This window comes from Brachybacterium sp. Marseille-Q7125, assembly GCF_023062615.1.
Lineage (GTDB): Bacteria > Actinomycetota > Actinomycetes > Actinomycetales > Dermabacteraceae > Brachybacterium.
This window is the reverse complement of the sequence record NZ_JALLAL010000005.1, coordinates 12,906-31,331: the sequence shown is the minus strand read 5'-3', so window position 1 is coordinate 31,331 and position 18,426 is coordinate 12,906. Positions and strand designations below refer to the sequence as shown.

The following is an 18,426-nucleotide window of genomic DNA, read 5'->3' as shown; positions in this document are numbered from 1 at the left end:
AGATCTGGGGGCTCAGGCGTGGGCGGGGCCGGTCGGGACGTGGGGGCCGGGGCCGGTGCCCAGGTGAATCTCCATGCCGTCGAAGTCCGGGGCCGCGGGGCGCGTGGTGGCGGGGCGGTCCAGGTAGAACACGGCGGTGGAGGCGATGTCGTCGCGCAGCGGAAGGTAGCGCCCGGCGCTCTTCCAGCCCAGCGCCTGGATGTCCACCTTGGGCAGGCCCTTGGCGAAGTGGATCGGGTCCGCCACGTGCCAGCGGTACAGGCCGAAGCGCTGCTGGGCGATGTACAGCCCGTCGGGCCGGATCACCTGCGGCATGCCCAGGTACGGGGTGGAGAAGGCGGTGTAGCCCTCACCGGGGATGTCGAAGTTCCAGGCGCCGCCGAAGTAGTCCTCGGTGCCGGTGCCCACGATGGTCGCGAAGTCGGTGTCGTCGTCCATGTAGAACTTGATCTCGCCCTCACCCCACCAGCCGTTGGAGTTCACACCCCAGGCGATGTAGGTGCCGACGTACTGACCCTGTCCCTCAACGCCCTCGAGGATGACGTGCGGGGTGGCCTCATCGAGCGGGTTGGAGCGCCGCCACTGGGCGTGGAAGTAGGCGTCGTTGGAGTGGTCTCCGCCCAGCTCGTAGGTCACCTGGAAGTAGACGCGAGCGTCCTGATCAGAGGTGTTTTCGAGCGTCAGCTTCGCGCCCTCACGGAAGGGCATCGGCCAGTAGGAGTTGAAGCCGCCGTGCGGGTTCGCGGCGATCATCTGCGAGTCCACCTGCGCGAACACGCCCCAGCCGTTGCAGAAGAAGTCACCGTAAGGGACCTCGACGGCGGGCTCCTCGCTGCCGTCCCAGTAGGCGCGCAGCACCAGCTGGCGCCAGTGGTCGGTGTGGGTAGTGATCCAGATGTGCGTGATCACGCCCGCGGAGTCGATGTCCGCGAGGGTGAAGGTCTCCCCCGCCTTGACGTCGACGCTGGGCGAGACCTTCCAGCCCTGCCCCAGGTCTCGGGATTCACGCTGCCCGGTGCCTTCGGTGGCGCGGCCGCCACCGCCCGGGGAGCCATCGAAGTTCTCTGCGGAGATGGAGCGGGTGAGCACGGGGCGCAGGGCTGCGAGGCTGCGGTGGTCGGGGGCCGGAGGGGTCACGGTGTCACTCTCCCTGGAGCGGATCGACGGTGATCTGGTGGCGTGAAGGCACCACGATCGGGAAACGATTACTGCGACTCTAGAGGCGAGGGCCGATGGCGTCAACCGCGGGCGGGACGACCATCCCGACCCCAAGCTCACCAGGCACGGTAAGTTGTGATCGGCGCGTGACCCAGTCTTCGTTGACAGCGGCACTGACGGATCACTACGGTACGAGGAAACGATTACTCACTGCCGAGTGATCTCCCCGCGGAGTCACCCGCGCGAATCACACCCGGCTCAATCCCCGAAGACGAGGAGCAGCACCATGAAGCGCAGGACCTTCCTCTCCGCCGCCGCAGCCACCGCAGGAGCCGCCAGCCTCGCCGCCTGCGGCAGTGGCACCCCCGGACAGGCCAAGGACGACCCCGCAGCTGAGGGTCGTACGAAGGTGGAGTTCTGGGGCAACGTGTTCACCACCCCGGAGAACGCCTGGTACGAGAAGATCGTGGAGGACTTCAACGCCGCCCAGGATGAGGTCTTCATCAACTATCAGGTGGTCCCCGGGGATGCCTGGGACCAGAAGCTCAAGGCAGCTCAGGCCGCCGGCAACGCCCCTGACCTCTACGTCCAGGCCGGCCGTCTGGACACGGCCGCCCGTACCGGCACCCTGATGGAGCTCGACGGCCTCATCGACCAGAAGGTTCTGGACTCGATCACCGACATCACCGCCGAGGTCTGCCAGTACCAGGGCAAGTTCTACGCATTCCCCCTTCTGGTGGAGCCGCAGATGACGCTCTACTGGAACAAGGATCTGTTTGAGAAGGCGGGCCTTGACCCGGAGACTCCGCCCACCAGCTGGGATGAGATGTACGACGCCTGCGAGGCCCTCTCCAGCGTCATGGGCAACGGCCAGTTCGCGCTGAACACCGCTGTGGACTCCGGAACGTTCGGATGGACGACGGTGGCTGCCCAGCAGCACGTGGCCGGGCATCTTCCGATCTCCGATGACTGGGCGACCGCGGATGCGGAGGACCCGAAGTACGCCGAGCTCATCACCTTCTACAAGACCCTTCAGGAGAACGGCTGGATCCCCCGCCAGGCGCTCGGCGCAGGCAACTCCGCTCAGCCGTTCGGCGAAGGCAAGGTCGCGATGATGTCCCAGGGCTCCTGGGGTATGTCCGAGATCGCGGCCGACTACCCGGACATGGTCGAGGTCACCGGCGTGGCGCCGTGGGTGCAGTCCGATGGCGACCTGACCCGAGAGGTCTCCACCATCGGCAACATGAAGTGGGTCGTGGACGCGAAGGCCAAGGAGCCCGAGGCCACGGCGAAGTTCATCGAGTGGGCCCTGGGTGGTGACCCCGAGGTGCTGAAGCCCTTCTTCATCGATACCCAGTTCACCAAGGCGCCCGCCCGTGACGAGGTCACTGAGGTCGTCAACTCTGATCCCGCGGCAGAGGACGCCCACTGGTCCGACGTGGTCTTCGATGACGTGGTGCCTTACTGCATCCCCGAGGCCCGCTACCCGTGGGACGTCAACATGGCGATGGGTGATGCGATCCAGGCCGGCATGCTCGGTGAGAAGGCCCCCGAAGAGGCGCTCGCCGATGCCAACAAGGAGATCCAGAAGGTCATCGACCGCGAGGGCCTCGCCGAGGTGCGCGCCGAGATGGAGGGCTGAGAAGTCTCATGACCGTCAACGCCACCCAATCCACTGCAGGTGGCACCGGAGCCCCCGGCGCGGCCGGGGTCCCCGGGGTCACCCCCGGGCAGGGCCCGTCGAAACGTCGGGTGCACCCCAATCGGCGCCGTGACACCTCGATGGCGTACATCATGCTCACGCCGGTTCTCATCCTGCTGAGCATTTTCGTCATCTGGCCAGCGATCCAGGCGATCTACCTGAGCTTCTTCGACTGGAGCTTCTACACCGAATCCGAGTTCGTCGGGTTCAAGAACTTCCGCAACGTGCTCACCGATGATCAGTTCTGGTCCGCGGTGGTTCGTGGCCTGCAGTTCGTCCTCATGACGGTTCCGCTGCAGCTTGTGCTCTCCTTCCTCGTGGCGACCCTCGCCACCTCGGTGTCGCAGAAGCTGTCGCAGGTGCTCAAGGTCAGCATCTATATCCCGTCGGTGATCTCCGGCGTCATCGCCTCCATCACCTTCGTGATCATCTACGACTACTCGGGCGGTCTGCTCAACGCGCTGATCAATATCTTCGGCGCCCCGAATCAGGCGTGGTTGGGGGATCCGCGATGGGCGCTCGGTGCGATCGCCGTGCCGGCCGTCTGGCTGGGCATGGGCATCACCACGCTGATCATGATCGCTGCGATGCTGGACATCCCTCAGAGTCTCTACGAGGCCGCGGAGCTCGAGGGGGCGAACTGGTGGCAGAAGACCATCTACATCACGATTCCGCAGATGAAAAACGTGCTGCTGTTCCTGCTAGTGACCGGATTCGTCGGGGCCATCCAGCAGTTCGAGCTGCCGTTGGTGATGACCGGAGGCGGGCCCAACCGCGCCACCGAGCTCCCCAACCTCTTCATCTTCAACCACTTCCGCGGGGACGCGTACGTGGGGTACTCCATCGCCGCAGCGCTGCTGCTGTTCGTGGTGCTGGGGTCGATCTCCTCCGTGATCTTCCGCATCGTCAACTCCGAGAAGCTGGTGGACTGAGATGACGACTTCGACCGATGCTCAGCTGTCCGCTGTCCAGCTGCGCCGCAAGGCGCGCCGACAGCAGATGCTGCAGCCGACGCGTATTGCCCGCATTCTGGTGAAGGCTCTGTTCTCGGCGATCATCATCTTCCTGGCCCTGTTCCCGCTGGCCTGGATGATCATCTCCGGGTTCAAGATCCGAACCGAGGTGGTCACCACCCCGTTCCAGTTCTTCCCTGAGGTTTGGCAGTGGCAGAACTACACGCAGATCCTCTCTGACACCTCGTTCCTGCGAACCCTTGCGATCACGGGCGGTGGCGCGGTGCTGTTCACCATCGGGTCCATCACGGTGAACTCGATGGCCGCCTACGCGTTCGCACGGCTGGAGTTCGCTGGGAAGCGATTCGTGTGGCCGATCGTGCTGACCACGATGTTCATCCCGGGCATGACGATCCTGCTGACAAGCTTCATCGTCGTGACGAACCTGCGGATGCTGGACACCATGGCGGTGCTGATCCTTCCGGGCCTCGCAGGGGCGGGGCACATCTTCTTCGTGCGGCAGTTCTACCTGAACATCCCCTCCAGCCTGGAGGAGGCCGCCGTGGTGGATGGCTGCGGGAAGTGGGGTGTTTATCTGCGGATCTTCCTGCCCCTGTCCAAGGCCCCGTTCGTGGTCGTGGGCATCACGAGCTTCATGGCTTTCTGGAACAGCTTCGTGTGGCCGGTCATGACGATCACCAGCGCTGAGCTCTACCAGGTGCAGCAGTACCTCGCCACGTTCCGCGGCGAGCGCGCTAGCGAGCTGGGGCTGCTGATGGCGGGATCTGCCTGCGCCGCGATGCCGATCATTCTGATCTTCCTGATCTTCCAGCGGTCGATCATCGCGAACATCAAGATGGCCGGACTGAAGTGATATCCCGCCGCGCTGGTTCGCTCTCTCAGCGGGCCAGCGCGGCGATATCCTCCGGCATCCCCTCCGAGCCCATCGTCTTCACCCACGCGCCCGCACTGTCTTCGCGGACGCTGGCATGGCCGTGATCGGTGGAGAGGATCCACAGCACATCGGCGTCCTGCTCCCAGAGCACGCCGGGGCGATAGCGCTCCACATGCGGCAGGTCATCGCGCCACAGCTCGTCGCCGGATTCTGCGTCCTGGATGGCCGGGCGCAGTGTGTCGCCATCCTCCACGAGGAGCGCAAGGACAGAACCCGTGGGCGAGGGGCGCGACTGGTCAACGTCCACCATCCGCTCCTCGGCGTCATCACGCGTGCAGGCCGCGAGGAGCGCTGCGCCCCCTGCGCAGATCGTGGTCATCCACCGTCGTCGCGTCATCTTGTGCGTCATATCCGCCCCCTATCGCAACCGAACCGTACGCCGAAGCGCGGGCCTCAGCGGCCTGTCTGCACCTCGAGTGGCCGGATGGTCAATCCGCCGCGGCCCCAGCCGCCGCCGGTGACCCAGGCACATTCCCCGTCCTGCACGATCTCGGCGCAGTGCTCATCGAGGTCCACCTCGATCAGGGCGGAGCGCTCGAAGCGCAGCGGGTCGGTGGAGAAGTAGGCGAGGGTGCGGTCGTACTCGGTGGACTCGCAGACGAACAGGATGTAACCACCGTCGACGGTGATGACGAACGGGGACTCCGTCGGCCCGCCGTAGGTGCCCTCCACCCCGGAGCCGAAGGCGACCTGCGGCGCCGACCAGGTCACGAGGTCGGTGCTCTCGCGCACCGCGACCTGATGCTCTCCGCCGTCGTTGCGGGCGGTGCGGGTGTAGTACATGAGCCAGCGCTCCCCCACCCGCAGCACCATCGGGTCGCGGGCATCGAAACCCTCGGCGAACAGCGGCTCCTCTCGCGGAGTCCAGGTGAACAGGTCCTCGCTGGTCGCGAGGGTCATGCGGTAGGCGGTGTGGTCCGCGGTCCCTCCGGCGTAGAACATCCAATACTGCCCGTCGTGGCGGATCACGTGCGGGGCCCACACGTGGGTCTCACCGATCTCCGTGCGGGCATGCAGCACCGGGTCATGCACGGTCCACGACGGATCCCGGAGGTCCGCGGTGGAGGCATGCAGGAACATCGTCTCATCCAGCGGATCCGCGGGCTCGGCATGCCAGATCCCGAAGACATGCCAGCGCCCCTCGGCATCCTGGATCAGTGTGTGGTCGTTGATGTACCAGGGCTTCTGGCCGGGAGGCGCGGAGTCGAACAGACGGGTCTTCTCGCCGGGGACCAGCTGGATGCTCATGGGGGCTCCTCGTCGCCGCGGCCACGACGTGACCAGCATATCGATTTCTCAGCGTCCCCCAGAGTACGGGAGAAGGCCGCCAGTCGCATCACTCCTGGACTGGGCAGATAGCACGTAAAACGGATGCGTAAACGATTGCTCTCCATGCGCCGAGCCTCTAGAGTTGCACCCCGCAGACCGTGACTCGCACCACACGCCAATGGAGGCTTCCATGCGCTCGACCACACCTTCTGCCCAGCCCTCGAGCCCTGCCCCGGCGGAGCTGTCCCGCTCCGGGTTCCTGCGCGGCGGCTCCCTCGCCCTCGGCGCCGGCACGCTCGGCGCCGCTCTTGCCGCGGGCGGGCCCGCCCACGCGGACCGCACCCCCGATGACAAGCCCGGCCGCGGCACCGGGCGCGGCGTCGATCCGAACCCCGGCTACCGTCGCCCGGAGATCACGCGACTCAAGACCGTCACCGGCCCCGGCATCACCACCCGCTTCCGCATGGAGGCGACGGACCTCGGCGCACCGGCCGTCACCCCGGACGGGCGGATCCTCGTGATCTTCGGCGATACCTGGGAGGATGCCGCGGTGGGCGGCGGCTGGTGGCGCTCCCCCGTCGGCCTGTATGCGGACCCCGATCGCAAGCTCAAGCACGGCCTCGAATGGACCTCCGCGGTGGGCGGCGAGGAGGCGGTGGAGCTCGTCGAGTACGACCACAGCGGCAACCCCGTCTCCACGATCCTGCCCGGTGACATCCTCACCGTCGGGGAGACCATGTACGTGTGGGTGATGGTCAACCACGGCTTCGGCAACGTGGACCACACCGAGATCTGGACCTCCCAGGACTCCGGCGAGCACTGGGAGCGCACCGCGGAGATGTTCCCCGGAGATCACCTCGACGGGTTCTCGCAGCAGTGCACCTGGTTCGCCCACCCCACCGACGGGTACGTGTACCTGCTGACCACCGGGTTCCAGCGTGACAAGGAAGTGATCCTCCAGCGGGTGCCGCAGGACTCGATCCTGAACCCGGACGCCTACGAGACCTACGGCGCCACCGGTGAGGGCGAGCAGCAGCAGTGGGCCTGGGGCAACGCCCCCACCCCGGTGCTCGGCGGGCACGTGGGCGAGATGTGCCTGCGCATCGTCGAGGACAAGTGGGTGCTCACCTGGTTCAACGCGGGCCTGTACCGCGTGGACATGCTGCTGGCTAACTCCCCCGAGGAGATCCGCACCCCCGCCTACGCGGAGACGATCCTGTGGGGCTGCGGCTGGGGCCAGGAGGACCATGAGCGCGTCGCGCAGCTGTACGGCCCGTACATCCTGCCCGGCTCCACGCTCGATGACCTGCACCTGCTGTGCTCGCAGTGGAACACCGGCGCGGGCTGGCCCTACCACGTGCAGCAGTACCGCGTCGAAGGGGTCCGACGGGCCATGGAGTCGCTCGCCTGACGCAGGCGCCCGGGCCTGCCCGGGCCCGCCCTCCGCTCCCCTCACCCAAGACCGCTGCGTTTGCGTGGGAAGTCGACTGCTATTCCCACGAAAACGCAGCGCTCTCCGCTGGGGTGGGAGTCTTCGCTGGGGTGGGAGTGAGTCCCCAGCACCTTCGACCCATCTGCCCGCCGAGGTTTCGCACCGATGGCCGATGGTGCGCTCGCGCGCGAGCGGCTGGACTGGGAGGGATCAGCGTCCCGACCCGCAGGAGGTCCGCATGTCCCCGCAGTCCGCTCCCCTGTCCCGCGCCTCATTCCTGAAGCTCACGGGCCTCACCGCTGCCGCGACCGGCCTGGGCGCCGCCGGGCTGCAGGCGGGCCCGCTGTCCGCATCGGCGCAGGCCGCACCGTCGGTCCAGCGTCTGGGCGAGGTCACCGGCCCGGGCCTGACGGACATGTGGGGCGCGCACTCCACGGACCTCGGCGTCCCCGCCATCGCGCCCGATGGGCGGATCCTCACCGTCTTCGGTGACACCTTCGACGCCCCGCGCGTGGAGGGCCCGAACCGGGCGCCCATCGCCCTATACGCGGACCAGAACCGGCCGCTCGCGGACAAGATCGCCTGGACCGCCCCGGTGGGCGGCGACTACGCCCACCAGCTGGTCGACTACCCGCGCGACCCGGTCACCACACTGCTGCCCGGCGATGTGATCACCCTCGGCGACACGATGTACCTGTGGGTGATGGAGAACCACGGCTTCGGCAACGTCGCCCACACCAAGATCCTCACCTCGAAGGATTCCGGCGCCACCTGGCAGCACAACCCGTACATGTTCCCCGGCGACCACCTGGGCGGTATGTTCCAGCAGGTCACGTGGACCTACAACCATGCCGACGACCACGTGTACGTGCTATCCACCGGGTTCCAGCGGGACAAGCCGATCATCCTGCACCGCGTGTTCGGCGGCTCGATCATGGATCCGGGTGCCTACGAGCCGTGGGGCTACCGCGACGGGAAGTGGGCCTGGGGCAATCCGCCCACCCCGGTGCGCGAAGGCCGGTTCGGGGAGATGTGCTGGCGCATCATCGACGGCACCTGGGTGCTGTCCTGGTTCAACGCCGGGGACGGCACGATCGATGTGCTCCTGCACGACGGGCCCACCGCGAACCTCTTTACCGCCGAGCATCACCAGCTGATCCACTCCACGCACTGGGGCGGGGAGAGTGACAACCTGATGGCCCAGCCCTACGGCGGCTACATCGTGCCCGGCTCCACCCTCTCGGACCTGCACCTGCTGGTCAGCCAGTGGAACACCGGGGCGGGCTGGCCGTATTGGACCCAGCAGTTCCGCGTGCGCGGGCTGCGCTGAGGCGCGGCATCAGCGAGGCGGCGAGGAACCCGGCGCCGCGCTCGTCCACGGCACGGAAACGATAGGGGGCGTTGCGGGGCACGCGCCCGGAGCCGCCCACCTCGATCGTCTCCGTGCCGCGCGGCGTCGTCACCTCGAGCGCCCCCTCGATGACGTGCAGCATCATCGCCGGTGAGGGGTCCTCGGTGCCGCCGCTGACCTGATCGTTGCCCAGCAGCCAGTACTTCCAGGTCTCCACCACGGTCCCATCGGGCGTCTCGACCGCGTCGAGCAGGATCGCCCAGGACCCGTCGTCGGTGGACCACACCTCCACGCCCTCCGGCGGGGCGTCCGGCCCCACCCCCATGAGGGCCGCGAAGGTGGTGCCGAGCCCGTCGGCGATCCGGTCCAGGATGGTGACCGACGGATTCGCCTGCCCCAGTTCGATCTGGGTGAGCATCCGACGGGACACCTCGCTGGCCTCCGCGAGTGCTGCCACTGACAGGTCCTGGTCCTGCCGCAGCGCGCGGATCCGTTCCCCGAGCTGCGCGACGACCGCCGGTCGCATGCCTTCAGCCATGGGATTCCTCCTGGTCAGGTGGAGTGTGAAGCCTACTCGCCGGAGGACTGGCCCACCCCCGATCACGACGTGATGGGCACTATATTGCGCAACCGGTCGAGTGGGCACTATGTTGCGCATAGAGCCGCGGTTGGCGCCGCGGCTTTTCGATGTTCGCACTGGTCACCCCAGAAGGAGGCTCCTTGTCCGCCCGCCCGCTCTCCACCCCGCTGCTGCGCTGGTTCGGCTCGTATTCAGCCTTCGCCGTCCCGCAGTCCGCGTCACCGATCGCCTTCGCTCTGATCGCGCTGCCGCTGACGGGTGATCCGGGCTCCGGTGCGGCCATGGTGCTGGCGATGACCATCGCCCAGGTGGTGGGCGCGGTACCGCTCGCGCGGCTGGGACAGCGCTTCGCCCCCATGCCCTACCTGCGGTTCCTCATCGGCCTGCGAACAGCGGGTCTGGTGGCGGTGGCGCTGCTCGCCACCCTCGGGGCGCCCTTCCCACTCGTGCTCGCCGCTGCCGCGGCCTCCGGGCTCTCCGCCGGCGCGGCCTACGGGCACCTGCGCGCCACCTTGAACCACCTGGTCTCCGCCGCGCAGCTGCCGCGCGCCCTCGGCATCGCCGCGACGCTGAACGAAGTCGCGTTCGTGGCCTCCCCGGTGATCGCCGCGGGCCTGGGCGGAATCTCCCCGGCGCTCGCGGTGTGGGCGATGGTGCTGCTGGGCGGCTCGCCGCTGGTGCTGCTGCCGTCGCTGCCCACGGCGACGGCCCCGGCGCCGGATGCGCGGGCCGCGGCGGGCCGACTGGAGCTGACGCCCACGATCCTCATGTGGCTGCTGGCCGGTGGGGCGACCACCGCCGCGATCGGCACTATCGAGATCGGTGCGGTCTCCCTCGCCGTCGCCTACGGACTGGAGCCGACGTGGGGCGTGATCTTCCCGGTCGCGATCTGCACTGCCTCGGTGACCGGCGGGGTGTGGGTGAGCATCCGCAATCGCATCCCGCGCCGACGCACCGTCCTGGCGTGGCTGGTGACGATCGGGGTGGGGCTCGCCCTCGCAGGCTTCGGCGATTCGGTGACGCTCACGATCGTCGGCGCAGTGCTGGGCGGTGCGGTGCTCGCGCCGCTGTCCACCTACTACTCGCTCGTGCTGGATCAGCTGGTGGCGCCCGAGCATCGGGCCGAGGTGTTCGCGATGCTGCGCACCGCCAATGCGCTGGGCGTCATCACGGCCAGCGCCCTGATCGCCGCCGGGGACCTCTCCCGCACCTTCTGGGTGGTGCTCGGCGTGGTGCTGGCCGCCTGCACCGCCGCCGGCGCCGTGTTCACCCACGACTACGTGCGTGTCCGGCAGCGCCGCGCGGCCCTCGCCTCCCGCGAGGCGGCCGCCCTCGCCCAGCTGGAAGCCGCAGCCTCCCCCGATGGCGAGACCACGACCGGCTCCATCCCGCTCACCACCGCGGAGCTTCCCGCCCTCACCGACATGGCGGAGGAGTTCGGGGCGGCCGATGGCAGCACTGCCCTGCTGACCGCCGAAATCCCCGTGGTGCGCGAGGAGCAGCTGCTCGAGCGCACCGAGGAGCCCGGCATGCTCATGACCTCGGAGATCCCCGTCGTCCGCGACCCGTACGGCATGGCCGGGGAAGGTCGGGCGCTGCTGACCTCCGAGATCCCCGTGATCCGCGACGTGCCCGGCTGGGGCGAAGGGACCGGCTGGGGCGAAGGGACCAGCTGGGGCGAGGAGCCCGAGGACCCGTTCCGCACGGCCTGAGCGGGCGGAGACGGGGTTGGCTACCCCACGCCCCGGTAAACGATTGCTCGTGGGCTTTTCCATGCGTACGCTGGAATGCACGATGCTGCACCGCGATGACGCTGCGAGGAGGCCCCGTGATCGATCGTTCCCAGTTCCTACGCGGATCGGCGGTGCTGGCGGGCGCCGGCGCGCTGGTCACAGCCTGTTCCGGCGGCGACAGCGGCTCGGGCCCCGAAGACCCTGAGGCCACCGCCGAGCAGTCCCCCTGGGGCGAGGTGGACCGCAGCGCCTGCCCGGTCGTGGAGCGCATGGGCCCGATCACCGGCCCCGAGATCACCACGCGCTTCCGCATGGAAGCCACCGACCTCGGCGCCCCCGCCGTCACCCCCGACGGGCGGATCCTGTTCATCTTCGGCGACACCTTCGAGGCGGCCGTGGTGGGAGGCGGGTTCTGGCGCTCCCCCGTCGGCCTCTTCGCCGATCCGGACGTCCCCCTGGATGAGGGCATCACCTGGACCAGCGCCGTTGGCGGCGAGACCGCCGAGCAGCTCGTGGACTACGAGCACGATGACAACCCCGTCTCCACGATCCTGCCGGGCGACCCGCTGACCGTCGGCGAGACGATGTACCTGTGGATGATGGTCAACCACGGCCTCGGCAACGTCGCCATGAGCGAGATCTGGACCAGCGAGGACTCTGGGGAGACGTGGGCGCGCACCGCCGAAATGTTCCCCGGCGACCACGCCGAGGGGTTCATGCAGCAGTGCACCTGGTACCCGCACCCCACCGACGGTCACGTGTACCTGCTGACCACCGGATTCCAGCGCGACAAGGGCCTGATCCTCTCCCGCGTGCCGCAGGATTCGATCCTCGAGCCCGCGGCCTACGAAACCCTCCAGGCCGACGGGACCTGGGGTGATGCGAGCGACCCGTTGATCGTGCTGGAGGGGTCGATCGGCGAGATGACGCTGCGGGTCGTGGAGGACCAGTGGCTGCTGACGTACTTCGATGCCGGGAACTACCGTGCATGCATCATCGCTGCTGACAGCCCAGAGGAGCTCGCCGAGGCGGAGCCGATCGTGCTGCTGCACGGCGGGGAGTGGGGCAAGGAGGGGCACAACGTCGTCGCCCAGCTGTACGGGCCCTACATCGTGCCCGGCTCCACGCTGGATGTGCTGCACCTGGTGTGCTCACAATGGCACACCGGCCCGGACTGGCCGTACCACGTGGAGCAGTACCGGATCGAGGACCCGCTGCGGCGCCGCTGCGCGGAATAGGCGGGGTAGGGGCCGACGGGGCAGGAGCCGACGCGGTCGGCGCCGACGGGGCAGGAGCCGACGGGCAGGCATCGATGAGGCACGAGCAGAGCCGGCCGGTGCGGGGTGCGCCGGCCGGCTCTGTGGTGTGCGGCGACGGCAGGGGCGCCATCGGCCCCCGCCGCGCGGTGGATCAGCCCAGGCCGAAGCCCAGGGGGTAGGCCTCACCGGTGCCGTCGGCCTCGGGGATCGCGACCGGCAGCGTGCCCCCGGCCGTCACCTCCCCGGCGAGCACCCCGGCGATGGCCTGCAGGGTCGCATCGGCGTTGCCGTACCCGGCGATCGAGGCGCCCACCTCGCCCACGTGCACCACGTCGTAGGGGTTGCGCAGCGAGGCGTGGACCACGGTCGCCTCGGTCGCGGCGAGGGCCTTCACGACGGCGACCTGCTCCGCGGGAGTCTCGAAACCGCTGGAGGAGGTGAACACGAGCACCGCGTCCACGTCCTGCGCGGCCGCGGCAGCGTCCTTGGCGTTCGCCTCTGCGAGCCCGGTTGCGGTGAAGTCCAGGTCGTTCAGCGCCTCGACGGCCACGTCGATCTTCTCGGCGCTGCCCTCACCGGTGACCAGGACACTCGCTCCGTACGGCAGCGGCAGTGCCTCGTCGATCAGCAGCGTGACGGAGTCTTCGGCGATCTTCCGGGCGGTGCGCAGTGACTTCCGGGTGCTGAGCGCCGACTCCGCAGCAGCGGGATCCACGTGCAGGTCGTCCGTGAACAGGCCGCGCCGCAGTTTCTGGCGCAGGATGCGGCGCACCGACTGATCCAGCCGCTCCTCGGTGATCTCACCGGCGTCGACCGCGTCGCGCACCCCGCCGATGGCGAGCGCGAGATCCGGCGGCATGAGCATCTGGTCGGCGCCTGCGAGGATCGCCTCGACCGGCACCCGCTCGTCACCGAACAGAGTGCGCACGCCCTCCATCGCCAGGGAATCGGTGACGATGACGCCGTCGTAGCCGAGCTCCTCGCGCAGCAGCCCGGTGAGGATCGGGTGCGAGAGCGTGGCGGGCACGCCCGAGTCGTCGAGCGCCGGCACCACGATGTGGGCGGTCATGATGGCGTCCACGCCTTCGTCGATCGCGGCGATGAACGGCGGCAGGTCCAGCTCGTCGATCTCCTCGCGGGTGTGCTCGATGACCGGCAGCCCGATGTGGGAGTCCACCGCGGTGTCGCCGTGGCCGGGGAAATGCTTGGCCGCCGCCGAACAGTCCGCGCCCTGCAGGCCCTTGATCTGCGCTGCGGCCAGGCGCGCCACCGCCTCGGGGTCCGCGCCGAAGGAGCGCACGCCGATCACCGGGTTCTGCGCCTCGACGTTCACATCGGCCACCGGGGAGAACGCCTGGTGCAGGCCGAGCGCCCGCATTTCCTCGCCGACGATCCGCCCGGCCTTGCGGGCGTGGGCCTTCGAACCGGTCGCGCCGAGGGCCATCTGACCGGGCAGCGGCGTCGCGGGGGCAGGCAGGCGGTAGACCACGCCGCGCTCCTCATCGGCGCTGATCACGAGCGGAATCCCGCCGGAGGTGAGCGCTGCGTCCTGCGCGTCGTTGCACAGCGTCGCCACCTGCTCGGGGTTCTCGAGGTTGTCGCTCCAGGCGAAATAGATCAGCCCGCCCACGTGGTGGGTGGAGATGATCTCGGCGATCGTGTCCACGCCCGTGGTCTCGGTGTTGGACTTATGGGGCTGGTCGGCGCGGGAGCCGTAGCCGACGGCCACGAACAGCTGGCCGATCTTCTGCTCAAGGCTCATTCCCGCCAGCAGCTCGTCGATCCGGGCATCCTCGCGGCCGGGGGCGCGGCCCTTGGCGTGGGCGGTAGCGGGCACGGCGGCCACGGCCGCTCCCGCGAGCGCGCTCGCGCCCCGGGGCGCGGCGGGTCAGAGTGTGGGGAGAACGGGCAGTCATATCGGGTCCTTCCGGATTGTCTGGGGAGAGCGGTCGCCGGGGCTGGGTCCGAGGCGGGGCTTGGCAGGCGGGGGCTGTGCGCGGCCGAGCTCAGCAGAGGCGGTCGATCAGGTCGGTCAGTAGAGGCGGTAGGGCTGGGTGGTGGCGGTGAAGCGTCGGGCCTCCTTGCGCCACGCCGCGACGATCGCCTCCGGGTCCTCGCCGTCCTCGAGCATGGCGCGGGTGCGCTTGGTGCCGGAGGTCCGGTCGATCCAGCAGACATCGGCCTCGGTGCGGCACTTCTCGCCCTCGCGCCAGTCCACCTCCTCAACCTCGTACAGCAGTGCGGCGATGACGTGGATGCCGGTGCGCACGGGCTCATACGCTGCGGTGTCGGTGATGTGGATCTGTACGCCGCCGCAGAATTCGCCCTCATGTTTGGAGGCGGTGGGGGTGGCGAACATCGGCCGATACAGCACGCCCGGCAGGTCTGCGCCGCGCAGCCGCGCGATGATCGCCGCGATCTGCTCCTCGCCGATGAACGGGGCGCCGAACCACAGGAACGGGGTGGTGGTGCCGCGGCCTTCAGAGACGTTCAGCGACTCGATGAGGCCCGTGCCGGCGTAGACCACGGCAGTCTCGGCGGTGGGGATGTTCGGGGAGGGCAGCACCCACGGCAGCTCCGCGGCCAGCGGATCCTCGGGGTCGTAGCCGGTCATCGGCACGACGTGCAGCTCCGGCGCAGCGTCCTCGAGGAACTCCCCGGCGAAGTAACGGGCGAGCTCGCCGACGGTCAGGCCGTGGGTCTGCGGGATCTCGCGCAGCCCCACGAAGCTCGCGAGCTCCGGCTCGAGCACGAAGCCCTCCGCCTCCGGGCCCAGGGGGTTCGGGCGGTCCAGCACCACGAAGGACTTGCCGTTCTCCCCCGCGGCCTGCATCGCGTAGTACAGGGTCCAGATGTACGTGTAGAAGCGGGCGCCGATGTCCTGGATGTCGAAGACGAGCACGTCGATATCGGCGAGCATCTCCGGGGTGGGCTTCTGGGTCTTGCCGTACAGGGAGCGCACGGGCAGCCCGGTGGTGGCGTCGATGTAGTCCTCGACGTAGCCGCCGGCGGGCTCGGCGCCGCGCACCCCATGCTCAGGACCGTACAGGGCGGTGAGGGTGAAGCCGCCCTGCTCCTGGGCATCGACGAGGATGTCGATCGTGGAGCGGAGGGCAGAGTCGGTGCCGGTGGGGTTGGTGATGAGGCCGACGGCCTTGCCGCGCAGCACCTCGAGGCGCTCGGGATCTAGGAGGTTCTCCACGCCCAGGCGGAAATCGCCCTTCCGGTTGCCGCCCTTGCCCTTCCCCTTGCCTTTGCCCTTGCCTTTCGCGGGGGCGGGGGCGGCGTGTGCGGCGCCGGCACCGAGAACCGCCGCGCCGGGCAGGGCACCGAGGCCCGCCAGGAGGTGTCGGCGCCCGGGGCGGGCGGGAGCATCGGGGGTGTGGTTCACGAGGGAGACCTCCGTCGACATCGTCGGATCGTGCACGGCGCCGAGCATCGGGCGGGGCGCGGTCGCGATACCCGGCACATGGCGGCCAGGGGGCAGCGCCGGGCGGCGCATGGTGCGCCACGGTAGCAGCGCTGTGCCCCACATCACAACGAATCGGTGACGATGCGCAGGTGAGAGCGGATGGCGCCGCGGGCTACGGTGAAGGATCGGGACGCAGGACGGAGCAGGCGATGACGCAGTCAGAGGCAGGGAGCACCGGGCACGGGCCGTGCTGCGCGGCGGGTCGGGCCGCGGTAGATGAGCTGGGGCGCGGGGTGCCGGACGGGCGAGGCGGGCCGGGAGCGGCAGAGCCGGGGGCTCGCGGTGAGGCCGGGGCTGGGGCTCGGGCTGAGACTGACGCTGCGCCTGGGGCTGACTCTGGGGCTGGCGCTGAAGCCGTGGAGCACGAGCGCCCAGGAGCAGGGGCGGTGGGGATCGCCGCCGATCCCGCCGCGGTGCGGACCCGCGCCGAGCAGGCCGTGCTCATCGAGGCCGGGGAGTTCCGCATGGGCACCGTGGACCGCGACCAGAACCCGCTGGACGGCGAGGGGCCGGTGCGCACCGTGGACGTACCAGCCTTCCGCATCGACCCCACCTGCGTGACCAACGCCGAGTTCGCTGCCTTCGTCGAGGAGACCGGCTATGTCACGGAGGCGGAGGAGTTCGGGTGGTCTTTCGTGTTCGGGGCGTTGCTGGGGGCGCAGCTGCGGCGCGCGAGCCCGAAGCCGCCGGGGACGCCCTGGTGGCGGGCCGTGCAGGGGGCGCGGTGGGATCGGCCCGAAGGTCCCGGATCGGATGTGCAGCAGCGGGCCGAGCACCCCGTGGTGCATGTGTCGCTGCGGGATGCCGAAGCGTTCGCCGTCTGGTGCTCGATGCGTCTGCCACGCGAGGCCGAATGGGAGAAGGCCGCCCGCGGGGGCCTGGACCAGCGGCGATACGCCTGGGGTGATGAGCTCACGCCCGGCGGCGAGCACCGCTGCAACATCTGGCAGGGCGCCTTCCCGGTGCGCAACACCCTCGAGGACGGCTACCTGGCCACCGCGCCGGTGCGGTCCTTCCCGCCCAATGGGTTCGGGCTGTACGAGGTGGCGGGCAATGTGTGGGAGTGGTGCTCGGACCGGTGGACCACGGGCACGGCGCCGTCCATGGATGGGGACGTGCGGGTCATGCGCGGCGGCTCCTACCTGTGCCACGACTCCTACTGCAACCGCTACCGCGTTGCCGCCCGCTCCGCCACCGCCGCCGAGGACTCGAGCGGGAACAAGGGGTTCCGGCTAGCGGTGGATGGGTGAGGCTGGGTGGGCTGGCAGGGCCGGCTGGGCTGGGCCCCCCTCAACCTCCCAACCCCACCGTTACTCACGAGGCACTTCCACGAAGGGGACGCTCACGACCGGCCGCCTGCATATTGCACGCGGCCGGTCAGGAGAGTCCCGTTCGTGGAATCCGCTCGCGCGGTCCAATCACGCGGCGCCCGTCTCCCTGACGCAAGGAACGGCGCACCCGGTGAACCTCGCCATGGATCAGCGTGAGCAGCTGCCTCTGCGTGGCCTCCCAATCCAGCCAGACCATCTCCCAGGTCAGTCTCAGTACCACAAACCCGCGCTCCACTGCATCGGCATCGCGACGGCGGTCCACGTAGTAGGCGGCAGGAGAGTCGTGATGGGCAACGCTGTCGCACTCGATGATGAGTCGCTCCCCCACCAGCAGGTCCACGCGACCCACGCCCTCGATCTGCACCTGCTCGCGAACCCGGACTCCGCGCCTCTCGAGGTATCTGCGGACCCGAGTCTCCGTGCCCGACCCAGCAAGAGTGCTGATCCTGCCGATATCGCGCCGCCGCTTGATCGACACTGCAGCCAGTAGATCCCGCACCTGGTGGGGGCGCAGCAAGCGTCTCTCCACCCCAGACTCGAGCATCACCGTTGTTGCTTCGGGATCCAGGCAGAGCATGGCGTGATGGACAGCCACGAGCAGCGGCAGAATCGGTTCCTGATCAGGCCAAGCGCGCAGAACTGGACGGTGGGCAAGGACCACATGGGGCGGCGCTGTCCCTCGATTACGGCGTGCAACCTCATGCACCTCCGCCGTCCGCGGGACCCAGAGCCCATACACCTCGGCAGCAGTGACGCACGTGGCACGGTGCCCTCGCGAGAGCGGGCCGCTCACCTCAGCCGGTGTGCTCGGCCTGGTGTACCAGCCGTTCCCGTGGGCGATGAGAGTTCCCCTCGCGATAGCAGCCTCGCGGACCGGCCTGCCCACTCCCAGGTCGTCGAGGTCGCGGCGGTGATACACACCGAGCTTCTTCTTCAGGGCGCTGCGTTCGTCCCTCGTCGCGCTGCTGTCATTCATGCCCAGAAGATCTCAGCCACTGGCCATCCTCGCAGCTCGTGGCGGCGGCCTGTGGATGACGGGGCATTGGGGAGGAGAGGTCGCCTGCAGCAGCCGCTCCGGTCCGGCTATCCCCGCCACCCGCCATTCGTGGCCCGTCCGGCCCCGCCGTCCGCCCCTGGACTACCCGCTGGGCACTTCCACGGACGGTACGCAGATGACCGGCCGCCTGCATATTGCACGCGGCCGGTCAGGAGAGTCCCTTCCGTGGAATCG

15 protein-coding genes are annotated in these 18,426 nt (G+C 69.0%); 8 read left to right on the top strand and 7 right to left on the bottom strand.

Going from position 1 to position 18,426, the window contains the following annotated elements:
- Positions 1-12: 12 nt before the first annotated feature.
- Positions 13-1,137, bottom strand: coding sequence for a glycoside hydrolase family 172 protein (locus MU407_RS02540; RefSeq protein WP_102236742.1), 1,125 nt, complete (start codon positions 1,135-1,137; stop codon positions 13-15).
- 307 nt (positions 1,138-1,444) lie between these two features.
- On the opposite strand from MU407_RS02540, the gene MU407_RS02535 reads away from it, so the two are divergent.
- The 3 genes from MU407_RS02535 to MU407_RS02525 are packed head-to-tail and all read left to right on the top strand — an operon-like array spanning position 1,445 to position 4,687.
- Positions 1,445-2,800, top strand: a complete 1,356-nt coding sequence (locus tag MU407_RS02535; protein ID WP_246955059.1) for an extracellular solute-binding protein — start codon at positions 1,445-1,447, stop codon at positions 2,798-2,800.
- A gap of 8 nt (positions 2,801-2,808) precedes the next feature.
- Positions 2,809-3,792 (top strand): sugar ABC transporter permease, encoded by a 984-nt coding sequence (locus MU407_RS02530; protein WP_102236740.1) that lies wholly within the window; start codon positions 2,809-2,811, stop codon positions 3,790-3,792.
- A gap of 1 nt (position 3,793) precedes the next feature.
- On the top strand, positions 3,794-4,687 hold the full coding sequence (locus MU407_RS02525; protein ID WP_199173917.1) for a carbohydrate ABC transporter permease: 894 nt from the start codon (positions 3,794-3,796) through the stop codon (positions 4,685-4,687).
- Positions 4,688-4,712: 25 nt separating this feature from the next.
- Here the strand turns inward: MU407_RS02525 and MU407_RS02520 are convergent, their stop codons facing one another.
- Positions 4,713-5,105: a hypothetical protein gene (locus MU407_RS02520; protein ID WP_146007757.1), complete on the bottom strand. Its 393-nt coding sequence runs from the start codon at positions 5,103-5,105 to the stop codon at positions 4,713-4,715.
- Between the two features lie 56 nt (positions 5,106-5,161).
- Positions 5,162-6,016, bottom strand: a complete 855-nt coding sequence (locus MU407_RS02515; RefSeq protein WP_246955057.1) for a glycosyl hydrolase family 32 — start codon at positions 6,014-6,016, stop codon at positions 5,162-5,164.
- A 211-nt stretch (positions 6,017-6,227) separates the two neighbouring features.
- Here MU407_RS02515 and MU407_RS02510 point away from each other — a divergent pair, with 211 nt between their 5' ends.
- A complete protein-coding gene (locus MU407_RS02510) occupies positions 6,228-7,448 on the top strand; it encodes a DUF4185 domain-containing protein (protein WP_246955055.1) in 1,221 nt (406 codons plus the stop codon).
- 259 nt (positions 7,449-7,707) lie between these two features.
- Entirely contained in the window at positions 7,708-8,799 is a 1,092-nt protein-coding gene (locus MU407_RS02505) for a DUF4185 domain-containing protein (protein ID WP_246955053.1), read from the top strand.
- Here MU407_RS02505 and MU407_RS02500 read toward each other — a convergent pair.
- The gene (locus MU407_RS02500) at positions 8,729-9,358 is read right to left on the bottom strand and encodes a helix-turn-helix transcriptional regulator (RefSeq protein ID WP_102236728.1); all 630 of its coding nucleotides are present in this window, start codon (positions 9,356-9,358) and stop codon (positions 8,729-8,731) included. The genes MU407_RS02505 and MU407_RS02500 overlap by 71 nt on opposite strands.
- Before the next feature lie 182 nt (positions 9,359-9,540).
- On the opposite strand from MU407_RS02500, the gene MU407_RS02495 reads away from it, so the two are divergent.
- Positions 9,541-11,112 carry an MFS transporter gene (locus MU407_RS02495; protein ID WP_246955051.1) on the top strand — a complete coding sequence of 524 codons (1,572 nt, stop codon included), beginning with the start codon at positions 9,541-9,543 and terminating at the stop codon, positions 11,110-11,112.
- 116 nt (positions 11,113-11,228) lie between these two features.
- Positions 11,229-12,371, top strand: coding sequence for a DUF4185 domain-containing protein (locus tag MU407_RS02490; RefSeq protein ID WP_246955049.1), 1,143 nt, complete (start codon positions 11,229-11,231; stop codon positions 12,369-12,371).
- Positions 12,372-12,543: 172 nt separating this feature from the next.
- On the opposite strand, the gene MU407_RS02485 is transcribed toward MU407_RS02490, so the two are convergent.
- The gene (locus MU407_RS02485) at positions 12,544-14,238 is read right to left on the bottom strand and encodes a glycoside hydrolase family 3 protein (protein ID WP_246955047.1); all 1,695 of its coding nucleotides are present in this window, start codon (positions 14,236-14,238) and stop codon (positions 12,544-12,546) included.
- 186 nt (positions 14,239-14,424) lie between these two features.
- Positions 14,425-15,894: a DUF1343 domain-containing protein gene (locus tag MU407_RS02480; protein WP_246955045.1), complete on the bottom strand. Its 1,470-nt coding sequence runs from the start codon at positions 15,892-15,894 to the stop codon at positions 14,425-14,427.
- Between the two features lie 356 nt (positions 15,895-16,250).
- On the opposite strand from MU407_RS02480, the gene MU407_RS02475 reads away from it, so the two are divergent.
- A complete protein-coding gene (locus tag MU407_RS02475) occupies positions 16,251-17,114 on the top strand; it encodes a formylglycine-generating enzyme family protein (RefSeq protein ID WP_348647998.1) in 864 nt (287 codons plus the stop codon).
- Between the two features lie 127 nt (positions 17,115-17,241).
- Here MU407_RS02475 and MU407_RS02470 read toward each other — a convergent pair whose 3' ends face one another.
- On the bottom strand, positions 17,242-17,790 hold the full coding sequence (locus MU407_RS02470) for a DUF559 domain-containing protein (RefSeq protein WP_246955043.1): 549 nt from the start codon (positions 17,788-17,790) through the stop codon (positions 17,242-17,244).
- Between the last annotated feature and the right edge of the window lie 636 nt (positions 17,791-18,426).